Origin of the sequence: Flavobacterium luminosum, from assembly GCF_023635005.1 — a bacterium.
Lineage (GTDB): Bacteria > Bacteroidota > Bacteroidia > Flavobacteriales > Flavobacteriaceae > Flavobacterium > Flavobacterium luminosum.
This window is the reverse complement of the sequence record NZ_JAMLJM010000010.1, coordinates 52278-68887: the sequence shown is the minus strand read 5'-3', so window position 1 is coordinate 68887 and position 16610 is coordinate 52278. Positions and strand designations below refer to the sequence as shown.

The following is a 16610-nucleotide window of genomic DNA, read 5'->3' as shown; positions in this document are numbered from 1 at the left end:
AGATAATTTTACACAAAATTAAACATTATACTGAGAAAAAGGTTGTAACAATATGAATTATTTAACGTATAACTTATATAACGAACTAATCACTAAAACATTATGGGACCATTTACCATTGCCATCCTTTTTTTTGGCATTATTCTTTTATTATCTTCTTTCTTTACTGTTAAGCAACAAACAGCAGCAGTCATTGAACGTTTCGGGAAATTTCAAAGTATTCGAAATTCCGGTTTACAATTAAAAATTCCAATTATAGACCGCATTGCAGGTAAAGTAAATCTGCGTATTCAACAATTGGATGTTATCATCGAAACACAAACCAAAGATAACGTGTTTATTAAAATGAAAGTTTCGGTACAATTCAAAGTAATACAAGAACATGTTTACGAAGCATTCTATAAACTAGAATATCCTCACGATCAAATTACAGCTTATGTTTTTGACGTGGTACGTGCCGAAGTACCAAAATTAATTCTTGATGATGTGTTTGTACGCAAAGATGATATTGCTATTGCTGTGAAACGTGAATTAAATGAAGCAATGATGGCGTATGGATATGATATCATCAATACTTTAGTCACTGATATTGATCCAGATATTCAAGTAAAAAATGCAATGAACCGTATCAATGCTGCCGAAAGAGAAAAAACTGCGGCAATGTATGAATCAGAAGCACAAAGAATTAGAATTGTAGCCAAAGCTAAAGCGGAAGCGGAAAGTAAAAAATTACAAGGACAAGGTATTGCAGATCAAAGACGAGAAATTGCTCGTGGTTTAGTAGAAAGTGTTGATGTTTTGAACAAAGTTGGTATAAATTCACAAGAAGCTTCTGCTCTGATTGTAATTACACAACACTATGATACACTACAAGCTATTGGAGCTGATACCAATTCTAATTTAATTTTATTACCTAATTCGCCTCAAGCCGCAAGCGATATGTTAAATAGTATGGTTACAAGTTTTGCAGCGACTAATATCATGGGTGAACAAATGAAAGGTCAATCGAAACGAATTAAAAATACAAACGATCATACATCGACCGATTATAATCCTTCGGATACATCTAATCCAACAGAAGAAATTTAATCATTACAATTTCACAAAAAGAGTTTCAGAAATGAAGCTCTTTTTTTTTAATTAGGAATCATGAAACAATGAATTGAATCAAAAAGATTAAGTAAAATATAAAATACAGTTTTTTACTACATTTTTTATTAAAAAGTAAATAAATTCAATTTAAAAGTCTTTTAAATAAACTAATATAAAAACACCTTATTCATTTTTTTAAACGTCTTAAAATAAAAATATAGAAGTCGATTTTAATAAAAATTTATAATTAAAAAATAAAATCAATCAATAAAAACTATAATATATATAATCTATTAAAATTTATATATCTATCAATAAAAATAAAAAAGGCTGTAATTTTATTTACAGCCTTCATATAAAAATCAAATATGTTATTCTTTACTCTCTACTTTTGCCCAAGTATCTCTCAAGCCAACAGTTTTGTTAAAAACTAATTTTTCTGAAGTAGAATCTCTATCCACACAGAAATAACCCAAACGTTGAAACTGGAAATGATCCAATTCTTTAGCCGATTGTAAACTAGGTTCCACAAAACCGGTAATTACTTTTAAAGAATTAGGATTTATATATTCTTTAAAGTCAACTTCTTTGTTTCCGTCAGGATTTTCATGCGTAAACAAACGATCATAAACACGAACTTCAGCTTCTAAAGCATGTTCTGTAGAAACCCAGTGAATGGTGCCTTTAACTTTACGTTTACTAGCTTCTGTACCGCTTCCAGAACGAGAATCTGGATCATAAGTAGCATGAATTTCGGTAACATTTCCTTCTGAATCTTTTATAACAGATTCACCTTTAATAATATAGGCATTTTTTAAACGAACTTCAGTTCCTAAAGTCAAACGGAAGAATTTCTTGTCGGCTTCTTCTTTAAAGTCTTCACTTTCAATATAAATTTCTCTCGAAAAAGGAACTTTTCTGAAAGTTAACACCTCTTCTTCAGGATTATTTTCAGCTTCTAACCATTCCTCTTGACCTTCAGGATAATTGGTAATTACCAATTTAATTGGATCTAAAACAGCCATCACACGAGGTGCAGTCTTATTCAAATCCTCACGTACACAAAATTCTAATAATGAAACATCTATTAAATTGGTACGTTTTGCAATACCGATTGTGTCAGCAAAATTGCGAATAGCCGCAGGAGTGTAACCACGACGACGCATCCCTGAAATTGTACTCATACGAGGATCATCCCAACCCGTAACATACTTTTCTTCAACTAATTGTAATAATTTACGTTTAGAAACCACCGTATGAGAAAGATTTCTACGAGCAAATTCACGTTGCTTTGGACGAACTTTTGAACTATCGTAAATATTATCTAAAAACCAATCGTATAACTCACGGTGAGGTAAAAATTCTAGTGTACAAAACGAATGAGAAATTTGTTCTAAGTAATCACTTTCTCCGTGTGCCCAATCGTACATTGGATAAATACACCAAGCATCGCCGGTTCTGTGGTGATGTTTGTGTAAAATACGATACATAATAGGATCACGCATCAACATATTAGAAGAAGACATATCAATTTTAGCACGTAAAATATGCGTTCCTTCTTCAAATTCACCGTTTTTCATACGTTCGAAAAGATCTAAATTTTCTTCAATCGAACGGTTTCTATAAGGGCTATCCGTACCTGGAGTGGTGGGTGTACCTTTTTGCTTAGCCATTTCTTCCGAAGATTGACTATCAACATAAGCCTTACCAGCTTTAATTAGAGCTACAGCCCAATCGTACAATTGTTGAAAATAATCAGAAGCGTAGCATTCATTAGCCCATTTAAAACCCAACCATTCTACGTCTCTCTTAATAGCATCTACATATTCCTGTTCTTCCTTGGCAGGGTTAGTATCGTCGAAACGCAAATTAACAGGCACTTGATAATCAATACCTAATCCAAAATTTAAACAAATTGCACTAGCATGACCCACATGCAAATAACCATTAGGTTCCGGTGGAAAACGGAAACGTAACTTATCTTTTGGCAAACCATTTTTAAGATCTTCTTCAATAATTTGCTCTATAAAATTCAATGATTTTTCTTTTGTAGACATTGTGTTTTCTTATCTTTTGCACAAAGATAAAAAAGTTTAAGCTTTAAAGTTTAATGTTGTTTAATAAACCTTGAACTTGTACCTTTAAACCATCAAAAAAAGGAATAATGGGAATTATTAGACTTAAAAATATACGAACCTTTTCTTATCACGGGTGTTTGGTAGAGGAAAGTAAAATTGGTAGTGATTACAGAGTTGATTTAGAAATTGAAGCAGATTTAGAAAAATCTTCTCAAACCGATAAGCTTGCCGATACAGTCGATTATGTACATCTGAACAAAATTGTGGTCGAAGAAATGGCTATACGATCAGAACTTTTGGAACATGTGGCCCAAAGAATTCTTGAAAGAACGATAAAAGAAATAGATAAAGTGAACAATGTAACTGTAGAAGTATCTAAGCTAAACCCTCCTATAGGTGGTGATGTTCAAGAAGTTACCATTATGATGAGTAAGAAAAGATAAAAGAAACAAGAAAAAAAAGATTCTTTTAATTTTTGACTATTAAACTTTAAACTTTTTATTATATTTGCACACCACAATGGCGTCGTGGCCGAGCGGCTAGGCACCGGTCTGCAAAACCGTCTACCCCGGTTCGAATCCGGGCGATGCCTCAAAAAAAAGAGTTACTTTTCAGTAACTCTTTTTTTATGCTTATCATTTTCTAAATCGTCTTTATTTTTATTATCGGTGTTTTCGAAATCGATAGGTTTAAATCGGAATCGAACGCAATTTTATGAATAATAATTAGAGACGTTTTTTCATTCGTAATGATTTCATTATAAATATCTTGTGGAATTTTATTTCCTTGAATATCAAAACTAGCCAAGGTATCGCCGTTACTATTGGTAAGATACAATCGGAAACCTTTCACTGTAATATTGTAATCAAAAAGAAAATCAACCAGTTTTACAGTAATTTCTGCATTTAACAATTCTTTTTTTTGAATTTCTATAGTACAATCGCCATTAATACATCCTTTTTTGTTGACCAATAAGGATACAAGAGGCAAAGGTTTTACTCTAAAAACATGTTCTTCCACTACGGTTGTACTGTCTGTAGTTTGAATTTCTAATAAAACTTTAGTTTCATTGCCTGATTTTGGTCTGATCGCGTATTTTCCATCTAAATCTTGAGAAACTCCGTCGCCCGATATCTTATAAGATAAAGCATTATTTACAGCTATAGAAATAGGATTGGAAATTCCACGATATAAAACTTTCATACCGTCATTTCCTACTACGGAAAGTTTCGGTTTTTGAATACTTAAAGAATCACTTTGTGCATAAAAAGACAAAGAAGTAAAAAGTAGGAGTAATAATTTTTTCAAAATGATAGAGGTTAAGTGGGTAAAATTTATTCTATTGGGAATATTAATTTATTTATTTTCAATCTTTTCGATGGTATCTTTTACGAATTGTTTGTCAGAGGGAAACCAACCTTGCGCCAACAATACAGCCCCAAAGATTATTAGCAAAATACTACTTAGTTTTTTGATTTTAATAATGTTTGCTGGAGTTAATTTTTTTCGTAATTGTTTCGCTAATAGAATTTTACCAATATCAGTTACCAAATAAGAAAGGATTACAGTAGAAAAAAACCAAATTACGTTAGAAATTTCCATTTGTAATCTAGGACCGAAAGTAATGATAATTAATAGCCAAAAACCTAGTACACCAATATTGATAAAATTGAGTAAAAAACCTTTAATAAAGAGACTCAAATAATCCTTTTTTATGAGCTCGACTACCTCTTGATCGGCTTCTATGTTTTTGCTTGCTTTACGAAGCTTAAAAAAGGAAATAAGCCCATAAGTAAGCATAATGATGCCGCCAAAGATAAAAAGGGCTGGATCGTCTTTTAAACTCTGAATTAAACGGTAACTTCCCAAATAAGCAATTCCGATAAAGAAAATATCGCCTAAAACGACGCCAACGTCAAACACAAAAGCGGCTCGAAATCCTTTGGTAATACTGGTTTCTAACAATACAAAGAAAACGGGTCCGATCATAAAACTTAAAAAAATACCAAGTGGAATACCGTTGCTTAAAATGTATTGAATCATTATAGTTTGTTTAGAAACCGCAATTTAATTTTATATTCTTTAAAATTCTAGCTTTAATTGAATTTTAATATTTTTTTTAGTTGGTATGGTACTTTTTGTTACTTTTTACGATGATATTTCCACCTAAAATGGTTTTCTGATTCACTTGCTTAGGATCACCATAAATTATTATAGAACCACCTGCTCTGGATTTGGCATCTATAAAATCGGAGGCATTTATTTCTATTTCTCCACCAGCATTTACAGTCGCTGTAGCTTGAGAAGCTACAAAATCTTTAGCATAGACTTTTGCTCCAGAATTAGCAATTGCTTCGAAATTTTGGGTTGTACCCTGCAACTTAATTTCTGAACCTCCCGAAGATCGGGCAGCCACTCTACTTGCCTCTAAGTTTAATTGTACCGTTGCACCTTCTTTGGCTATGATATCAAAATTAATCGACTTGATCGTTGCTTCAGATTTAATATGACTTCCTTCGTTGGCTTCCGCTGCTTCGATTTTTTTAAAATAAACTTTAGCTAATACATCTTCCCCTTTTAACAGTTTTTGTAAAGGCATACGGATTTTTAGTTCGCCGTTATTGTTTACAAATTCTACCTGTTCAGAATTGTTTCCTGAAAGTTCTACTTTATTTTCTCCAGCAGGAATTAAAACTATAGAAATCTGATCAAAACCTGTAACTTTTGTAAAATCGCCCACTGATTTAGTAGTTTGAGCCACTAAAAATTGAGTCGATGCTAAAAATAAAAATGTTAGTCTTTTCATTGTGTATTCTATTTAAAATCTAACAGCTTTGATTAAGCTGCTAGGAATTGTTATTCATTTTTTCGGATGAAATGATAATCCAATTGCTTTTTGATTAGATCGGCATTTTTTACTTTAACAATGACTTCATCACCTAATTGCAAAAGACTTTTAGTCATTTCACCAACTAAAGCATATTGTTTTTCATCAAACGTATAATAATCATCTTTTATTTCACGGATACGAACCATTCCTTCACATTTGTTTTCGATGATTTCAACATAAATACCCCATTCGGTCACACCGGAGATTACACCAACAAACTCCTGATCCTTGTGGTCCTGCATGTATTTAACTTGCATGTACTTAATAGAATCGCGTTCGGCATTGGTAGCTAAATTTTCCATATTGGAAGTGTGTACGCATTTTTCTTCATAGACTTCTTCGCTCACACTTTTGCCTCCATCCAAATAGTACTGTAACAAACGATGTACCATAACGTCAGGATAACGACGAATAGGTGAGGTAAAATGTGAATAATAATCGAAAGCCAATCCGTAATGACCAATATTGTCGGTAGAATATTTTGCTTTACTCATGGTACGAATAGCTAAAGTATCGACCATGTTTTGTTCTTTTTTTCCAACTACACCAACTAACAAATCATTCAAAGATTTTGAAATAGCCTCTTTACTTTTAAAATTGATGCTGTACCCAAATTTAGAAATCACACCTTGAAGGTTCATTAACTTATTTTCATCGGGTTCATCGTGAATACGATACACAAATGTTTTTTGCTGTTTACCAATGTATTCGGCTACTTTTCGATTGGCCAACAACATAAATTCTTCAATTAAATGATTGGCATCTTTAGCAATTTTAAAATACACTCCGGTAGGTTCAGCTTTTTCATTAAGATTGAATTTTACTTCCACTTTATCAAAAGAAATAGCTCCATTATTAAGACGGTTTCTTCGGAATATCTTAGCAAGTTCATCTAATTTTAGAGTAGCATTTACGATTGGATCTGGAACAATATATTCTGTTCCGGTTAAAGAAATCTCAGCAGGGATGCTGTTTCCGCGAGTTTCAATGATGTGCTGAGCTTCTTCATAAGAAAAACGTTGATCTGAATGAATCACAGTTCTACCAAACCATTGATTGGTAACTTGTGCTTTTTCATTAATTTCAAAAACTGCTGAAAACGTATATTTTTCTTCCTGAGGACGAAGAGAGCAAGCGAAGTTAGATAAAACTTCGGGTAACATTGGAACCACTCTGTCTACCAAATAAACAGAAGTTCCTCGTTGGTAGGCTTCTTCATCTAAGATAGTTCCTTCCTGAACATAGTGTGATACATCGGCAATGTGAATACCAATTTCATAATGACCATTTTCTAACTTTTGAAATGATAAAGCATCGTCAAAATCTTTAGCATCTTTGGGATCTATAGTAAAAGTCAGTACGTTACGCATATCACGACGCTTTGCAATTTCATTCGGATGAATCGATGTATCCAACTGTTGTGCATAAGCTTCTACTTCGGGAGGAAAGTCATACGGAAGTCCATATTCAGCCAAGATAGCATGAATTTCAGTATCATGCTCTCCTGGTCTTCCCAAGACTTTAATCACAGAACCAAAAGGAGAATCTGCTTTTTTGGGCCAATCTTCAATTTTAGCCAAAACCACATCTCCATTTTTAGCTTCACCAATTTTATCCTTAGGAATAAAAATATCGGTATACATTTTAGCATTTGCCGTAGTTACAAAAGCAAAGTTTTTTTGAATATCGATGACTCCAACAAATTCTGTTTTACTTCTTTCGATAATTTCAATTACTTCAGCTTCAGGTCTTTTACCTTTTCTCTTATTGTAAACGTAAACCTTAACTTTATCTCCATCTAAAGCATGATTTAAATTATTAGTTGGAATGAAAACATCTTCTTCGAAATCTTCACATATAAAATAGGCTGTTTTACGAGAGGTCATATCGATAGTACCTTCGTAATAATCTTGACTCTGTGCTATGACTAAATATTTACCGGGTTCGGTCTCGATAATCTGTTTTTTAGAAGCTAAAATTTTTAAATCTTTAATGATCTCATTTCGGCTCTTAGTATCGTCAACTTCCAATCGGGAAGCAATTTGTTTATAGTTAAAAGTTTTATTAGGTTCTTTGGAAAGAATCTTTAAAATTTTTCCAGAAAAATCTTTAACCCCTTTACTAAACTTTTTAGGTTTCATACTCATTGTATCTTTTCTAATTTTTATTAAAATTACAAAGAAGAATTCAGAAAACAGAAATCGGTAGAAACAATTGGCTTAAAAATAACTTTTAAATTTTTTTCTTGCATAACTTTTCAAAGTTTTCAACAACAATTAAAAAAACAAAAAAGAGATTTTTAAAATTTTAAAATTTATGATGATTATGATAGGGTGTTAATAAGGCTGAAAACTTTTCTTATTTTGGTTTTTTTTTAAAGTTTTACAGAGTTATACTGAGATATTAACACTGTTATGAAAAGATAATCTGTTGTAAATGAAATCTAATATAAAGGTTATTAACAATTGTTAGTTTTTGTGTTTTACGTTCTTTTTTTGAAAAGTTCATCTGTGAAAAACTGTTGAAAACTATGTTTTATTGTTGAATAATTTAAGAACAAATTGCCGAAACTTTTCTTGATTTTCTCATTTCAATTTTGGATTACACTTTTTTGTCATACAACCGAAAAAAAGTTCTAAATTTCTATTCAAAGTTATTAACAAATGATGTTAAATGTTAACCTCTTAGAAACAAAGGGATTGTGATTCGTTATTAACATCGTAAAAAAAGAGGTTATAAAATCGATTTAAAATACTGAAATACAGTATTTTAATTAAAAATAATTATTAACAAACGCACTTATCGTTGATTTCATCCTTTTTTAAACACAACAAGTATTTAATATGGTTTGTTTTGAATTAAAAGAAAGCGATTTTGTATTTTTGTACGTAATCAACACAGAACAAATATAGCATTATGATTATATCAATAGGAAACGATCACGCAGGTCCCGATTACAAAAAAGCAATAGTTGAATTTTTAGAAAATTTAGGACATACGGTAGTGAATCACGGCACCGATACTTTTGATAGTGTCGATTATCCTGATTTTGGGCATCCGGTAGCGTATGATGTTCAGACTAAGAAAGCTGATTTTGGAATTGTAATTTGTGGTAGCGGTAACGGTATAGCCATGACTGCCAACAAACATCAGGATGTACGATGTGCTTTGTGCTGGACCGTTGAAATTGCAGAATTGGCCCGTCAACACAACGATGCTAATGTGATTAGTATTCCTGCCCGATATACTTCAATTCCTCAGGCAGTAGCAATGGTACAAGCCTTTTTAGAAACACCATTTGAAGGAGGAAGACATGCTAACCGAGTTAAAAAAATAGCTTGCCGATAAATAGAAAGAGCTGGGATCAAAAAATGAAACCAGCTCTTTTTTTTATGTTTTAGGTTAAATACGAGGTAATTGTAATTTTCGTCTAATTGAAAAAATACGTACCACTACAGTAACCAAAATTCCAACAATCATGCTCGTTGTTGTATTGATATGATAGTTAATCATCAAAAGATATAAACTTCCCCCAACGATACAAGCCGTAGCGTATAACTCACCGGGTTTTAATAAATTAGGTACTTTATTACACAATACGTCGGAAATTAATCCACCAAAGGTAGCGGTTATGATTCCCATAATTAACGAATATCCCTGACTGACGTCCGCTTTAAGCGCTGTTTGAATCCCCACAATGGTGAATAATCCTATCCCAAAAGCATCAATCCAAAAAATCAGTTTTCTGATAATGGTATTATTGAGTTTGAAGAAAAAGGTAATTACAGTGGATAACAATACTATAAAAACAGCCAAATTATCATTTACCCAATTCACGGGTTTAATTCCAATGAGCAAATCTCTAATGGTTCCGCCACCATAAGCGGTTACAAAAGCTAAAACAGCAGCTCCAAAAATATCAAAACGTTTGGTTCTAGCCTTTAAAACACCTATTACGGCAAATACGAAAACGCCCAAATAACCAATAATATGCAAGTTATCCATACAATCCAAATAATCACAAAAGTAATTAAATCATTTCAAGAGATAGTAAAATTCAACTAACTTTACTTTTTATAAAATAGCTAGCAATCAACATGAGTTATGGGTCAGGAAGCACCATTATTTAAGAAACAGTATTACCCAATTAACGAGGTGCTTTTTCAGTATTTAGAAAAATACAAAAGAACCACGAAAACCTATGTTCTTTATGATGATTTGCTTCGATTTCAGGGATCTGTAGAAGTGTTTGATGACAATGGAAAAGATACTCTGTGGATTCGTGTCTTTTATAATGAATTTGAAAAACAGGAAATAGACGCCAGTCTAAAAAAGATTTACACTCTTTTATTATCCGATGGAGATGAAAGTAAAATACAATTCCTCACTGTTGACTATATTGATTTTTGCACTTTTGGGAATTCGAAACCTTTTCGAATTAAAGTCCGAAATATTCTGAATGAGAATTACACGATTTTTTATGTCAAAAAAGCGGATGCTTCCCGAATTTTTGGTTTGGAGCTTGAAGATATTTTATCACCGAATCGCATTAATTTTTTAGTTTTCAAGGATACCATCATCGAAGAACATATTGTAGGAGTTCCTGGTGATCTTTTTTTAGAAAAGCATCTGAAAAACTGTACCGAACTTGAAAAATCACAAATTGCCAAAGAATTTGTCAAATTCAACGAACGATGCACCATTGGTTTATTGGGAGATATGCGATCTTATAATTTTGTGGTGATTCCAATTTTCGATTTCGATCATAAAGTATTTAAAATTAGAGCTATCGATTTCGATCAGCAATGCTACGAAGGAAGTTTTAAATTATACAAACCCCATCTGTTCAAAGAAAATTTCAAGTTTAGTCAATTGGTTAGTGATAAACTCGAAGCCAACTCGATAGAACAATATCAGATTGAAGAACGCTCTGTTATGGTAAAGCGAATGGCTGGTTCAGAGAAAAGATTAAACGATTTGTTAAAAGCCATGAAATCAATGGAGCTTTCTTCTCCAGAAAAATTGAAACAACTTAAACATGAAATTTTCGAATTTACTCACGATATCCATTTCAAAAAAGCAACATCCATGGGAGAAGTGGTAGAAGCTGCGTTGAATTTTTTGAAAAGAAATTATAAAAGCGAAAATTAAATTCTCATAAAAACAATCAAAGCGATTTGACTCATAAGCACTATAACAAATTTCCATATAAAAGAAAATTTGGCTGTTTTGTGGTTAAAAATAATCATGCCCATCAGGCCTCCTAAAGCACCACCAATAAATGAAAAACCTAATAAATTTTCTTCCGAAATTCGACGGATACTTCTTTTGGCAAACCATTTGTCCATCCCAAAAAGAAAGAAAGTAATGAGGTTGATGATGATAAAATAGAGTAGAATAATTTTCATTTTTTCTGCATAATTCAATAAACTTCCAAAGGTTTTTTTCCGCGTTCTTTTTTAATGAAGTCGTAATTAATTGCGCCAAAGATACTATTTTAGCGTTCTTATTTTTTCAGAATGACAAATATAGAATACATAGTAAAATCGGTTTCAACCACACCAAAAAATATCGAAGCCACTTTACAATTATTAGCCGAGGATTGTACTATTCCGTTTATTGCTCGTTATCGTAAAGATAAAACGGGAAATTTAGATGAGGTGGTAATTGAGCAAATTGCCAAACTCAACAAACAATTTGATGAAATTGTTAAGCGTAAAGAGAGTATTTTAAAATCCATAGAAGAACAAAATGCTTTGTCTCCGGAACTCAAATCGAAAATCGAGAACAGTTTCGATTTACAGGAAATAGAGGATTTATACCTTCCTTACAAAAAGAAAAAGAAAACCAAAGCCGATACTGCACGAGAAAACGGATTGGAACCATTGGCTAAAATCATGATGGCCCAACGCAACGATGATATCGAGTTTATTGCATCAAAATACCTTAATGACAAGGTAGCCAACGAAGAAGAAGCGCTCCAAGGCGCCCGTGATATTGTAGCGGAATGGATTAATGAAAATATTTATATTCGAAAAAACCTTCGACGCCTGTTTCAACGAAAAGGGGAGATTTCCACCAAAGTAGTAAAAACCAAAAAAGACGACGAAGCCGCACAGAAATTTTCACAGTATTTCGATTGGTCAGAACCCATCAGTAAAGCGCCCTCCCATCGTTTATTGGCTATGTTGAGAGCTCATGCGGAAGGCTATGTAAAGCTTAATGTTGAAATCGATAAAGAAGAAGCACTTTCTTTTATTGAAGATAACATCATCAAATCGGATAATGACACGACACCACATTTGCAATTGGCTATAAAAGACAGTTATAAAAGACTTCTAGAACCAGCACTTGCTAATGAAACGCTTCAGGAAGCAAAAGAAAAAGCAGACAGCAAAGCCATCGATGTTTTTGCCGGAAACTTGAGTCAGCTATTATTAGCGCCGCCTTTGGGTGAAAAACGTATTTTGGCCATAGACCCAGGATTTAGAACAGGTTGTAAAGTGGTATGTTTGGATGAAAAAGGAGATTTATTATACAATGAAACTATTTTTCCGCATGCGCCACAAAACGAGACAACTATGGCTATGAAAAAGATAAAATCGATGGTTAATGCCTATAATATCGAGGCGATTTCTATTGGTAACGGAACAGCAAGTAGAGAAACGGAATTTTTCATTAAAAAAATTGCTTTTGATAAACCAGTTCAGGTTTTCGTAGTTTCAGAAGCCGGAGCATCGGTTTATTCTGCATCCAAAATTGCGCGCGAAGAATTTTCAAATTATGATGTCACTGTTCGTGGAGCCGTATCCATCGGAAGACGTTTGTCGGATCCTTTAGCGGAATTGGTAAAAATAGATCCGAAATCGATAGGTGTGGGACAATACCAGCACGATGTGGATCAAACCAAATTAAAAGAAGAGTTAGATACCACAGTGGTTCGTTGTGTAAATTCAGTGGGAATTAATATAAATACAGCAAGTAAATCGTTGTTGAGTTATGTATCGGGTATAGGTGAAAAAATGGCGGAAAACATTGTGGCGTACCGCAGTGAGAACGGTGCCTTTGAAGATCGAAACCAACTCAAAAAAGTGCCTCGATTGGGAGAAAAAGCTTTCCAGCAAGCGGCTGCTTTTATTCGAATTAAGGAAGGAAAAAATCCATTAGATAATTCGGCGGTACATCCTGAATCGTATAAAATAGTCGAAAAAATGGCTAAAGATTTAGGTGTAAAAGTCGATGAACTGATTGCAAATAAAGAAAAAATCTCTCAAATTAAACCTGAAAATTATACCAACGAAACGGTTGGAATCCTAGGAATTAAGGATATTTTGAAAGAATTAGAAAAACCAGGATTAGATCCAAGAAAGGCTGCTAAAATATTTGAATTTGATCCCAATGTAAAAACCATAGCCGATGTGCGTTCGGGGATGATACTCCCTGGAATTGTAAACAATATTACCGCTTTTGGTTGTTTTGTAGATATCGGAATCAAAGAAAGCGGATTGGTTCACATTTCCCAACTCAAAGAAGGGTTTGTGAGCGATGTGAATGAAGTGGTGAAATTACACCAACACGTTCAGGTTAAAGTCGTTGAAGTGGATGAAGCCAGAAAGCGTATTCAACTGACGATGATTATTTAACCAATATTTACATTTATACAGTAGCCCTGATTTCAAAGAGAAATCAGGGCTTTTTTATTTAGATAAAATATCTAATAATCAATGAAATACAAGTTGTACTATTTGTTAAATTTATCTATAAAGATAAAAAACCTGTTAAATTTCATTTAAAAAAGATATTATATCTATTTATTTATATATTTGCACAAAAATTAATCTATGTTTAGTATTCTAATTGCAAATAGTAACCACATTTCTTTTGCTCAGACAATTTGTGATGAAATGGAAGCGTCTGCGAAAGTGAGAGGGACAGGAATTGCCAAAAGATCACCAGAATACATTGTACAAAAAATACAAGAAGGTAAGGCGGTTATTGCCGTAACTGAAGATAATGAATGGGCAGGATTTTGTTACATAGAAACGTGGCAAAATGAAGAATATGTGGCTAACTCAGGATTGATTGTTAATCCTAAATTTCGTAAGAGCGGATTGGCGAGAATGATTAAATCTAAAATTTTTGAATTGTCTCGAACCAAATATCCACATTCTAAAATTTTTGGTCTAACCACAGGATTGGCCGTTATGAAAATCAATTCGGAGTTAGGTTATGTTCCGGTTACGTATTCGGAATTGACCAATGATGAAAAATTCTGGAAAGGATGTCAGAGTTGTGTCAATTTTGAAATTTTGCAAAGTAAAAATTATAAGAATTGTTTGTGTACGGCCATGTTGTATAACAGTAAAGAAAATGAATCAAAAAATGCAAAAAAAGAAAATACTATTAGCTTATAGTGGCGGTTTAGACACTACGTACTGTGCGGTGTATTTGAGTAAAATTGAAAATTACGAGGTACATGCCGTAACCATAAATACAGGAGCTTTTGATCCCCAGGAGATTGCAACGCTAGAAGAAAAAGCATTGCAATGTGGAGTGGCTTCTTATACTTGTATTGATGTGCGCAAAGAATATTACGATGATTGCATTAAATATTTGATTTACGGAAATGTATTGAAAAACGGAACCTATCCCTTAAGTGTCAGTGCCGAAAGAGCGGTTCAGGCGAAAAGCATTGCAGAATATGCCATTCAATTAGGGATTAACACCATTGCACACGGTAGTACAGGTGCAGGGAACGATCAAGTACGTTTTGATATGATTTTCAATCATTTGTTACCCAATGTAGAAATAATTACTCCCATTCGAGACAAGAAATTAAGTCGTGAGGAAGAAATCGGATTTTTGAAATCACACGGTGTCAGTTTCAATTTTGAAAAAGCAGTTTATAGTATCAACAAAGGACTTTGGGGAACATCGGTAGGAGGAAAGGAAACGTTGACTTCGCATCAGAATTTACCCGAACAAGCTTGGCCAACACCTGTTACGGCTACAGCTCCGATAGATATTACATTGACTTTTGTTGAAGGAGAATTGCAATCTATAAACGGACAATCTTTTGAACATCCTTCTATAGCGATTGAATATTTACAACAATTAGCGCAACCTTTCGGAATAGGAAGACATATTCATGTGGGTGATACTATTATTGGAATTAAAGGAAGAGTAGGTTTTGAAGCAGCAGCACCGGAATTAATTATTAAGGCGCATCATTTGTTGGAAAAACATACACTAACCAAATGGCAACTGTTCTGGAAAGAGCAATTATCAAGTTGGTACGGAAACTGGCTACATGAAGGTCAGATGCTTGATCCTACCATGCGTGATATTGAAGCGTTCTTAACGAATACTCAAAAAACAGTCAGTGGCGATGTTTATATCACGTTACATCCTTACAGATATGAATTAAACGGAATCGACAGTGTACACGATTTAATGTCGGCAAAATTCGGTTCTTATGGAGAAATGAATACGGGTTGGACGGGCGAAGATGTAAAAGGATTCACAAAAATATTTGGAAACCAAACATCCATTTATCATCAGGTCAATAAAGATATAGCTAATGAAAACAATTAAAGTCGGAATAATTGGCGGAGCCGGATATACTGCCGGGGAATTACTCAGAATACTGATTAATCATCCCCAAGTGGAAATCGGGTTTGTGCACAGCAAAAGTAACGCCGGTAAGTTTCTTTATGACGTTCATGATGATTTGTTTGGAGAAATCGAGTTGAAATTTTCGGAATCTTTCGATACAAACGTCGATGTGGTTTTCTTGTGTGTAGCGCATGGCGAGGCGAAGAAAATAGTAAACGAATTGCCGTCTTCTGTCAAAATCATCGATTTGAGCCAAGATCACCGTATTGCTGCAGAACATTCTTTTGTTTACGGTTTACCGGAATGGAATAAAAAAGAAATTCAAAAAGCCAATTTTGTTGCCAATCCGGGTTGTTTTGCTACAGCAATTCAGTTGGCCATTTTACCTTTGGCAGAAGCCAATCTGTTGGAAGGAGAAATCTATGCTTCTTGTACCACAGGATCGACTGGTGCGGGACAATCGTTAAGTGAAACTTCACATTTCAGTTGGAGACAAAATAACTTATCGGTTTATAAAGCTTTTACGCATCAACATTTGGCTGAGATCAATCAAAGTTTGCAAAAAACACAAGAAAACGCGAGTGCTAAACTTCATATTTTACCACAAAGAGGTTCTTTTACTCGAGGTATTTTGGCTTGCATTACCTTAAAATCAGATAAGTCATTAGAAGAACTACAGGCTTTATTTGAAAACAAGTACAAAGAAGAGCCCTTTGTGTTTTTGTCGCTTAAGAATTGTCATTTGAAACAAGTGGTGAACACCAATAAATGCCTAATGTATCTCGAAAAAAATGGTGACGATTTGATGATCGTAAGTGTCATTGATAATTTACTCAAAGGCGCTTCGGGTCAGGCAGTACAAAACATGAACTTACTATTCGGATTACCCGAAACAACAGGTTTAAAATTAAAACCAAGTGCTTTTTAATTATGGA

General features: G+C 33.6%; 15 protein-coding genes and 1 tRNA gene. 9 read left to right on the top strand and 7 right to left on the bottom strand.

All coding sequences use genetic code 11. The features are described from left to right. The first annotated feature begins 102 nt into the window (after window positions 1-102). Window positions 103-1089, top strand: a complete 987-nt coding sequence (locus NAT50_RS11370; RefSeq protein ID WP_250593346.1) for an SPFH domain-containing protein — start codon at window positions 103-105, stop codon at window positions 1087-1089. A gap of 374 nt (window positions 1090-1463) precedes the next feature. Here NAT50_RS11370 and NAT50_RS11365 read toward each other — a convergent pair whose 3' ends face one another. Beyond that, a complete protein-coding gene (locus tag NAT50_RS11365; protein ID WP_250593345.1) occupies window positions 1464-3149 on the bottom strand; it encodes a glutamine--tRNA ligase/YqeY domain fusion protein in 1686 nt (561 codons plus the stop codon). 107 nt (window positions 3150-3256) lie between these two features. Here NAT50_RS11365 and folB point away from each other — a divergent pair, with 107 nt between their 5' ends. Together folB and NAT50_RS11355 are read left to right on the top strand one after the other, a co-directional pair. Beyond that, window positions 3257-3613, top strand: coding sequence for a dihydroneopterin aldolase (folB, locus tag NAT50_RS11360; protein ID WP_250593344.1), 357 nt, complete (start codon window positions 3257-3259; stop codon window positions 3611-3613). Between the two features lie 78 nt (window positions 3614-3691). After that, a tRNA-Cys gene (locus NAT50_RS11355) sits at window positions 3692-3762 on the top strand. Window positions 3763-3812: 50 nt separating this feature from the next. On the opposite strand, the gene NAT50_RS11350 is transcribed toward NAT50_RS11355, so the two are convergent. The 4 genes from NAT50_RS11350 to rnr all read right to left on the bottom strand — a co-directional run bounded on the left by NAT50_RS11350 (window position 3813) and on the right by rnr (window position 8207). Continuing rightward, entirely contained in the window at window positions 3813-4478 is a 666-nt protein-coding gene (locus NAT50_RS11350; protein ID WP_250593343.1) for a GldM family protein, read from the bottom strand. 48 nt (window positions 4479-4526) lie between these two features. Then, window positions 4527-5213: a LysE family translocator gene (locus tag NAT50_RS11345; protein WP_250593342.1), complete on the bottom strand. Its 687-nt coding sequence runs from the start codon at window positions 5211-5213 to the stop codon at window positions 4527-4529. Window positions 5214-5289: 76 nt separating this feature from the next. Further along, window positions 5290-5976 carry a head GIN domain-containing protein gene (locus tag NAT50_RS11340; protein ID WP_250593341.1) on the bottom strand — a complete coding sequence of 229 codons (687 nt, stop codon included), beginning with the start codon at window positions 5974-5976 and terminating at the stop codon, window positions 5290-5292. A gap of 50 nt (window positions 5977-6026) precedes the next feature. Beyond that, on the bottom strand, window positions 6027-8207 hold the full coding sequence (gene rnr / locus NAT50_RS11335) for a ribonuclease R (RefSeq protein WP_250593340.1): 2181 nt from the start codon (window positions 8205-8207) through the stop codon (window positions 6027-6029). Window positions 8208-8976: 769 nt separating this feature from the next. Here rnr and rpiB point away from each other — a divergent pair. After that, a complete protein-coding gene (gene rpiB, locus NAT50_RS11330; protein ID WP_250593339.1) occupies window positions 8977-9408 on the top strand; it encodes a ribose 5-phosphate isomerase B in 432 nt (143 codons plus the stop codon). Between the two features lie 54 nt (window positions 9409-9462). On the opposite strand, the gene NAT50_RS11325 is transcribed toward rpiB, so the two are convergent. Then, window positions 9463-10065, bottom strand: coding sequence for a trimeric intracellular cation channel family protein (locus NAT50_RS11325; RefSeq protein WP_250593338.1), 603 nt, complete (start codon window positions 10063-10065; stop codon window positions 9463-9465). A gap of 99 nt (window positions 10066-10164) precedes the next feature. Here NAT50_RS11325 and NAT50_RS11320 point away from each other — a divergent pair, with 99 nt between their 5' ends. Then, window positions 10165-11211 (top strand): hypothetical protein, encoded by a 1047-nt coding sequence (locus NAT50_RS11320; RefSeq protein ID WP_250593337.1) that lies wholly within the window; start codon window positions 10165-10167, stop codon window positions 11209-11211. On the opposite strand, the gene NAT50_RS11315 is transcribed toward NAT50_RS11320, so the two are convergent. Beyond that, on the bottom strand, window positions 11208-11468 hold the full coding sequence (locus NAT50_RS11315) for a DUF1294 domain-containing protein (RefSeq protein ID WP_250593336.1): 261 nt from the start codon (window positions 11466-11468) through the stop codon (window positions 11208-11210). The genes NAT50_RS11320 and NAT50_RS11315 overlap by 4 nt on opposite strands. Window positions 11469-11579: 111 nt before the next feature. Between NAT50_RS11315 and NAT50_RS11310 the strand changes: the two genes are divergently transcribed. The 4 genes from NAT50_RS11310 to argC all read left to right on the top strand — a co-directional run bounded on the left by NAT50_RS11310 (window position 11580) and on the right by argC (window position 16603). Next, window positions 11580-13703, top strand: a complete 2124-nt coding sequence (locus tag NAT50_RS11310; protein ID WP_250593335.1) for a Tex family protein — start codon at window positions 11580-11582, stop codon at window positions 13701-13703. A gap of 198 nt (window positions 13704-13901) precedes the next feature. Further along, window positions 13902-14474 carry a GNAT family N-acetyltransferase gene (locus tag NAT50_RS11305; protein ID WP_250593334.1) on the top strand — a complete coding sequence of 191 codons (573 nt, stop codon included), beginning with the start codon at window positions 13902-13904 and terminating at the stop codon, window positions 14472-14474. Then, window positions 14443-15654 carry an argininosuccinate synthase gene (locus NAT50_RS11300; protein ID WP_250593333.1) on the top strand — a complete coding sequence of 404 codons (1212 nt, stop codon included), beginning with the start codon at window positions 14443-14445 and terminating at the stop codon, window positions 15652-15654. The genes NAT50_RS11305 and NAT50_RS11300 overlap by 32 nt, the downstream gene beginning before the upstream one ends. Next, the gene (gene argC / locus NAT50_RS11295; RefSeq protein WP_250593332.1) at window positions 15641-16603 is read left to right on the top strand and encodes an N-acetyl-gamma-glutamyl-phosphate reductase; all 963 of its coding nucleotides are present in this window, start codon (window positions 15641-15643) and stop codon (window positions 16601-16603) included. The genes NAT50_RS11300 and argC overlap by 14 nt, the downstream gene beginning before the upstream one ends. The last annotated feature ends 7 nt before the right edge of the window (window positions 16604-16610 follow it).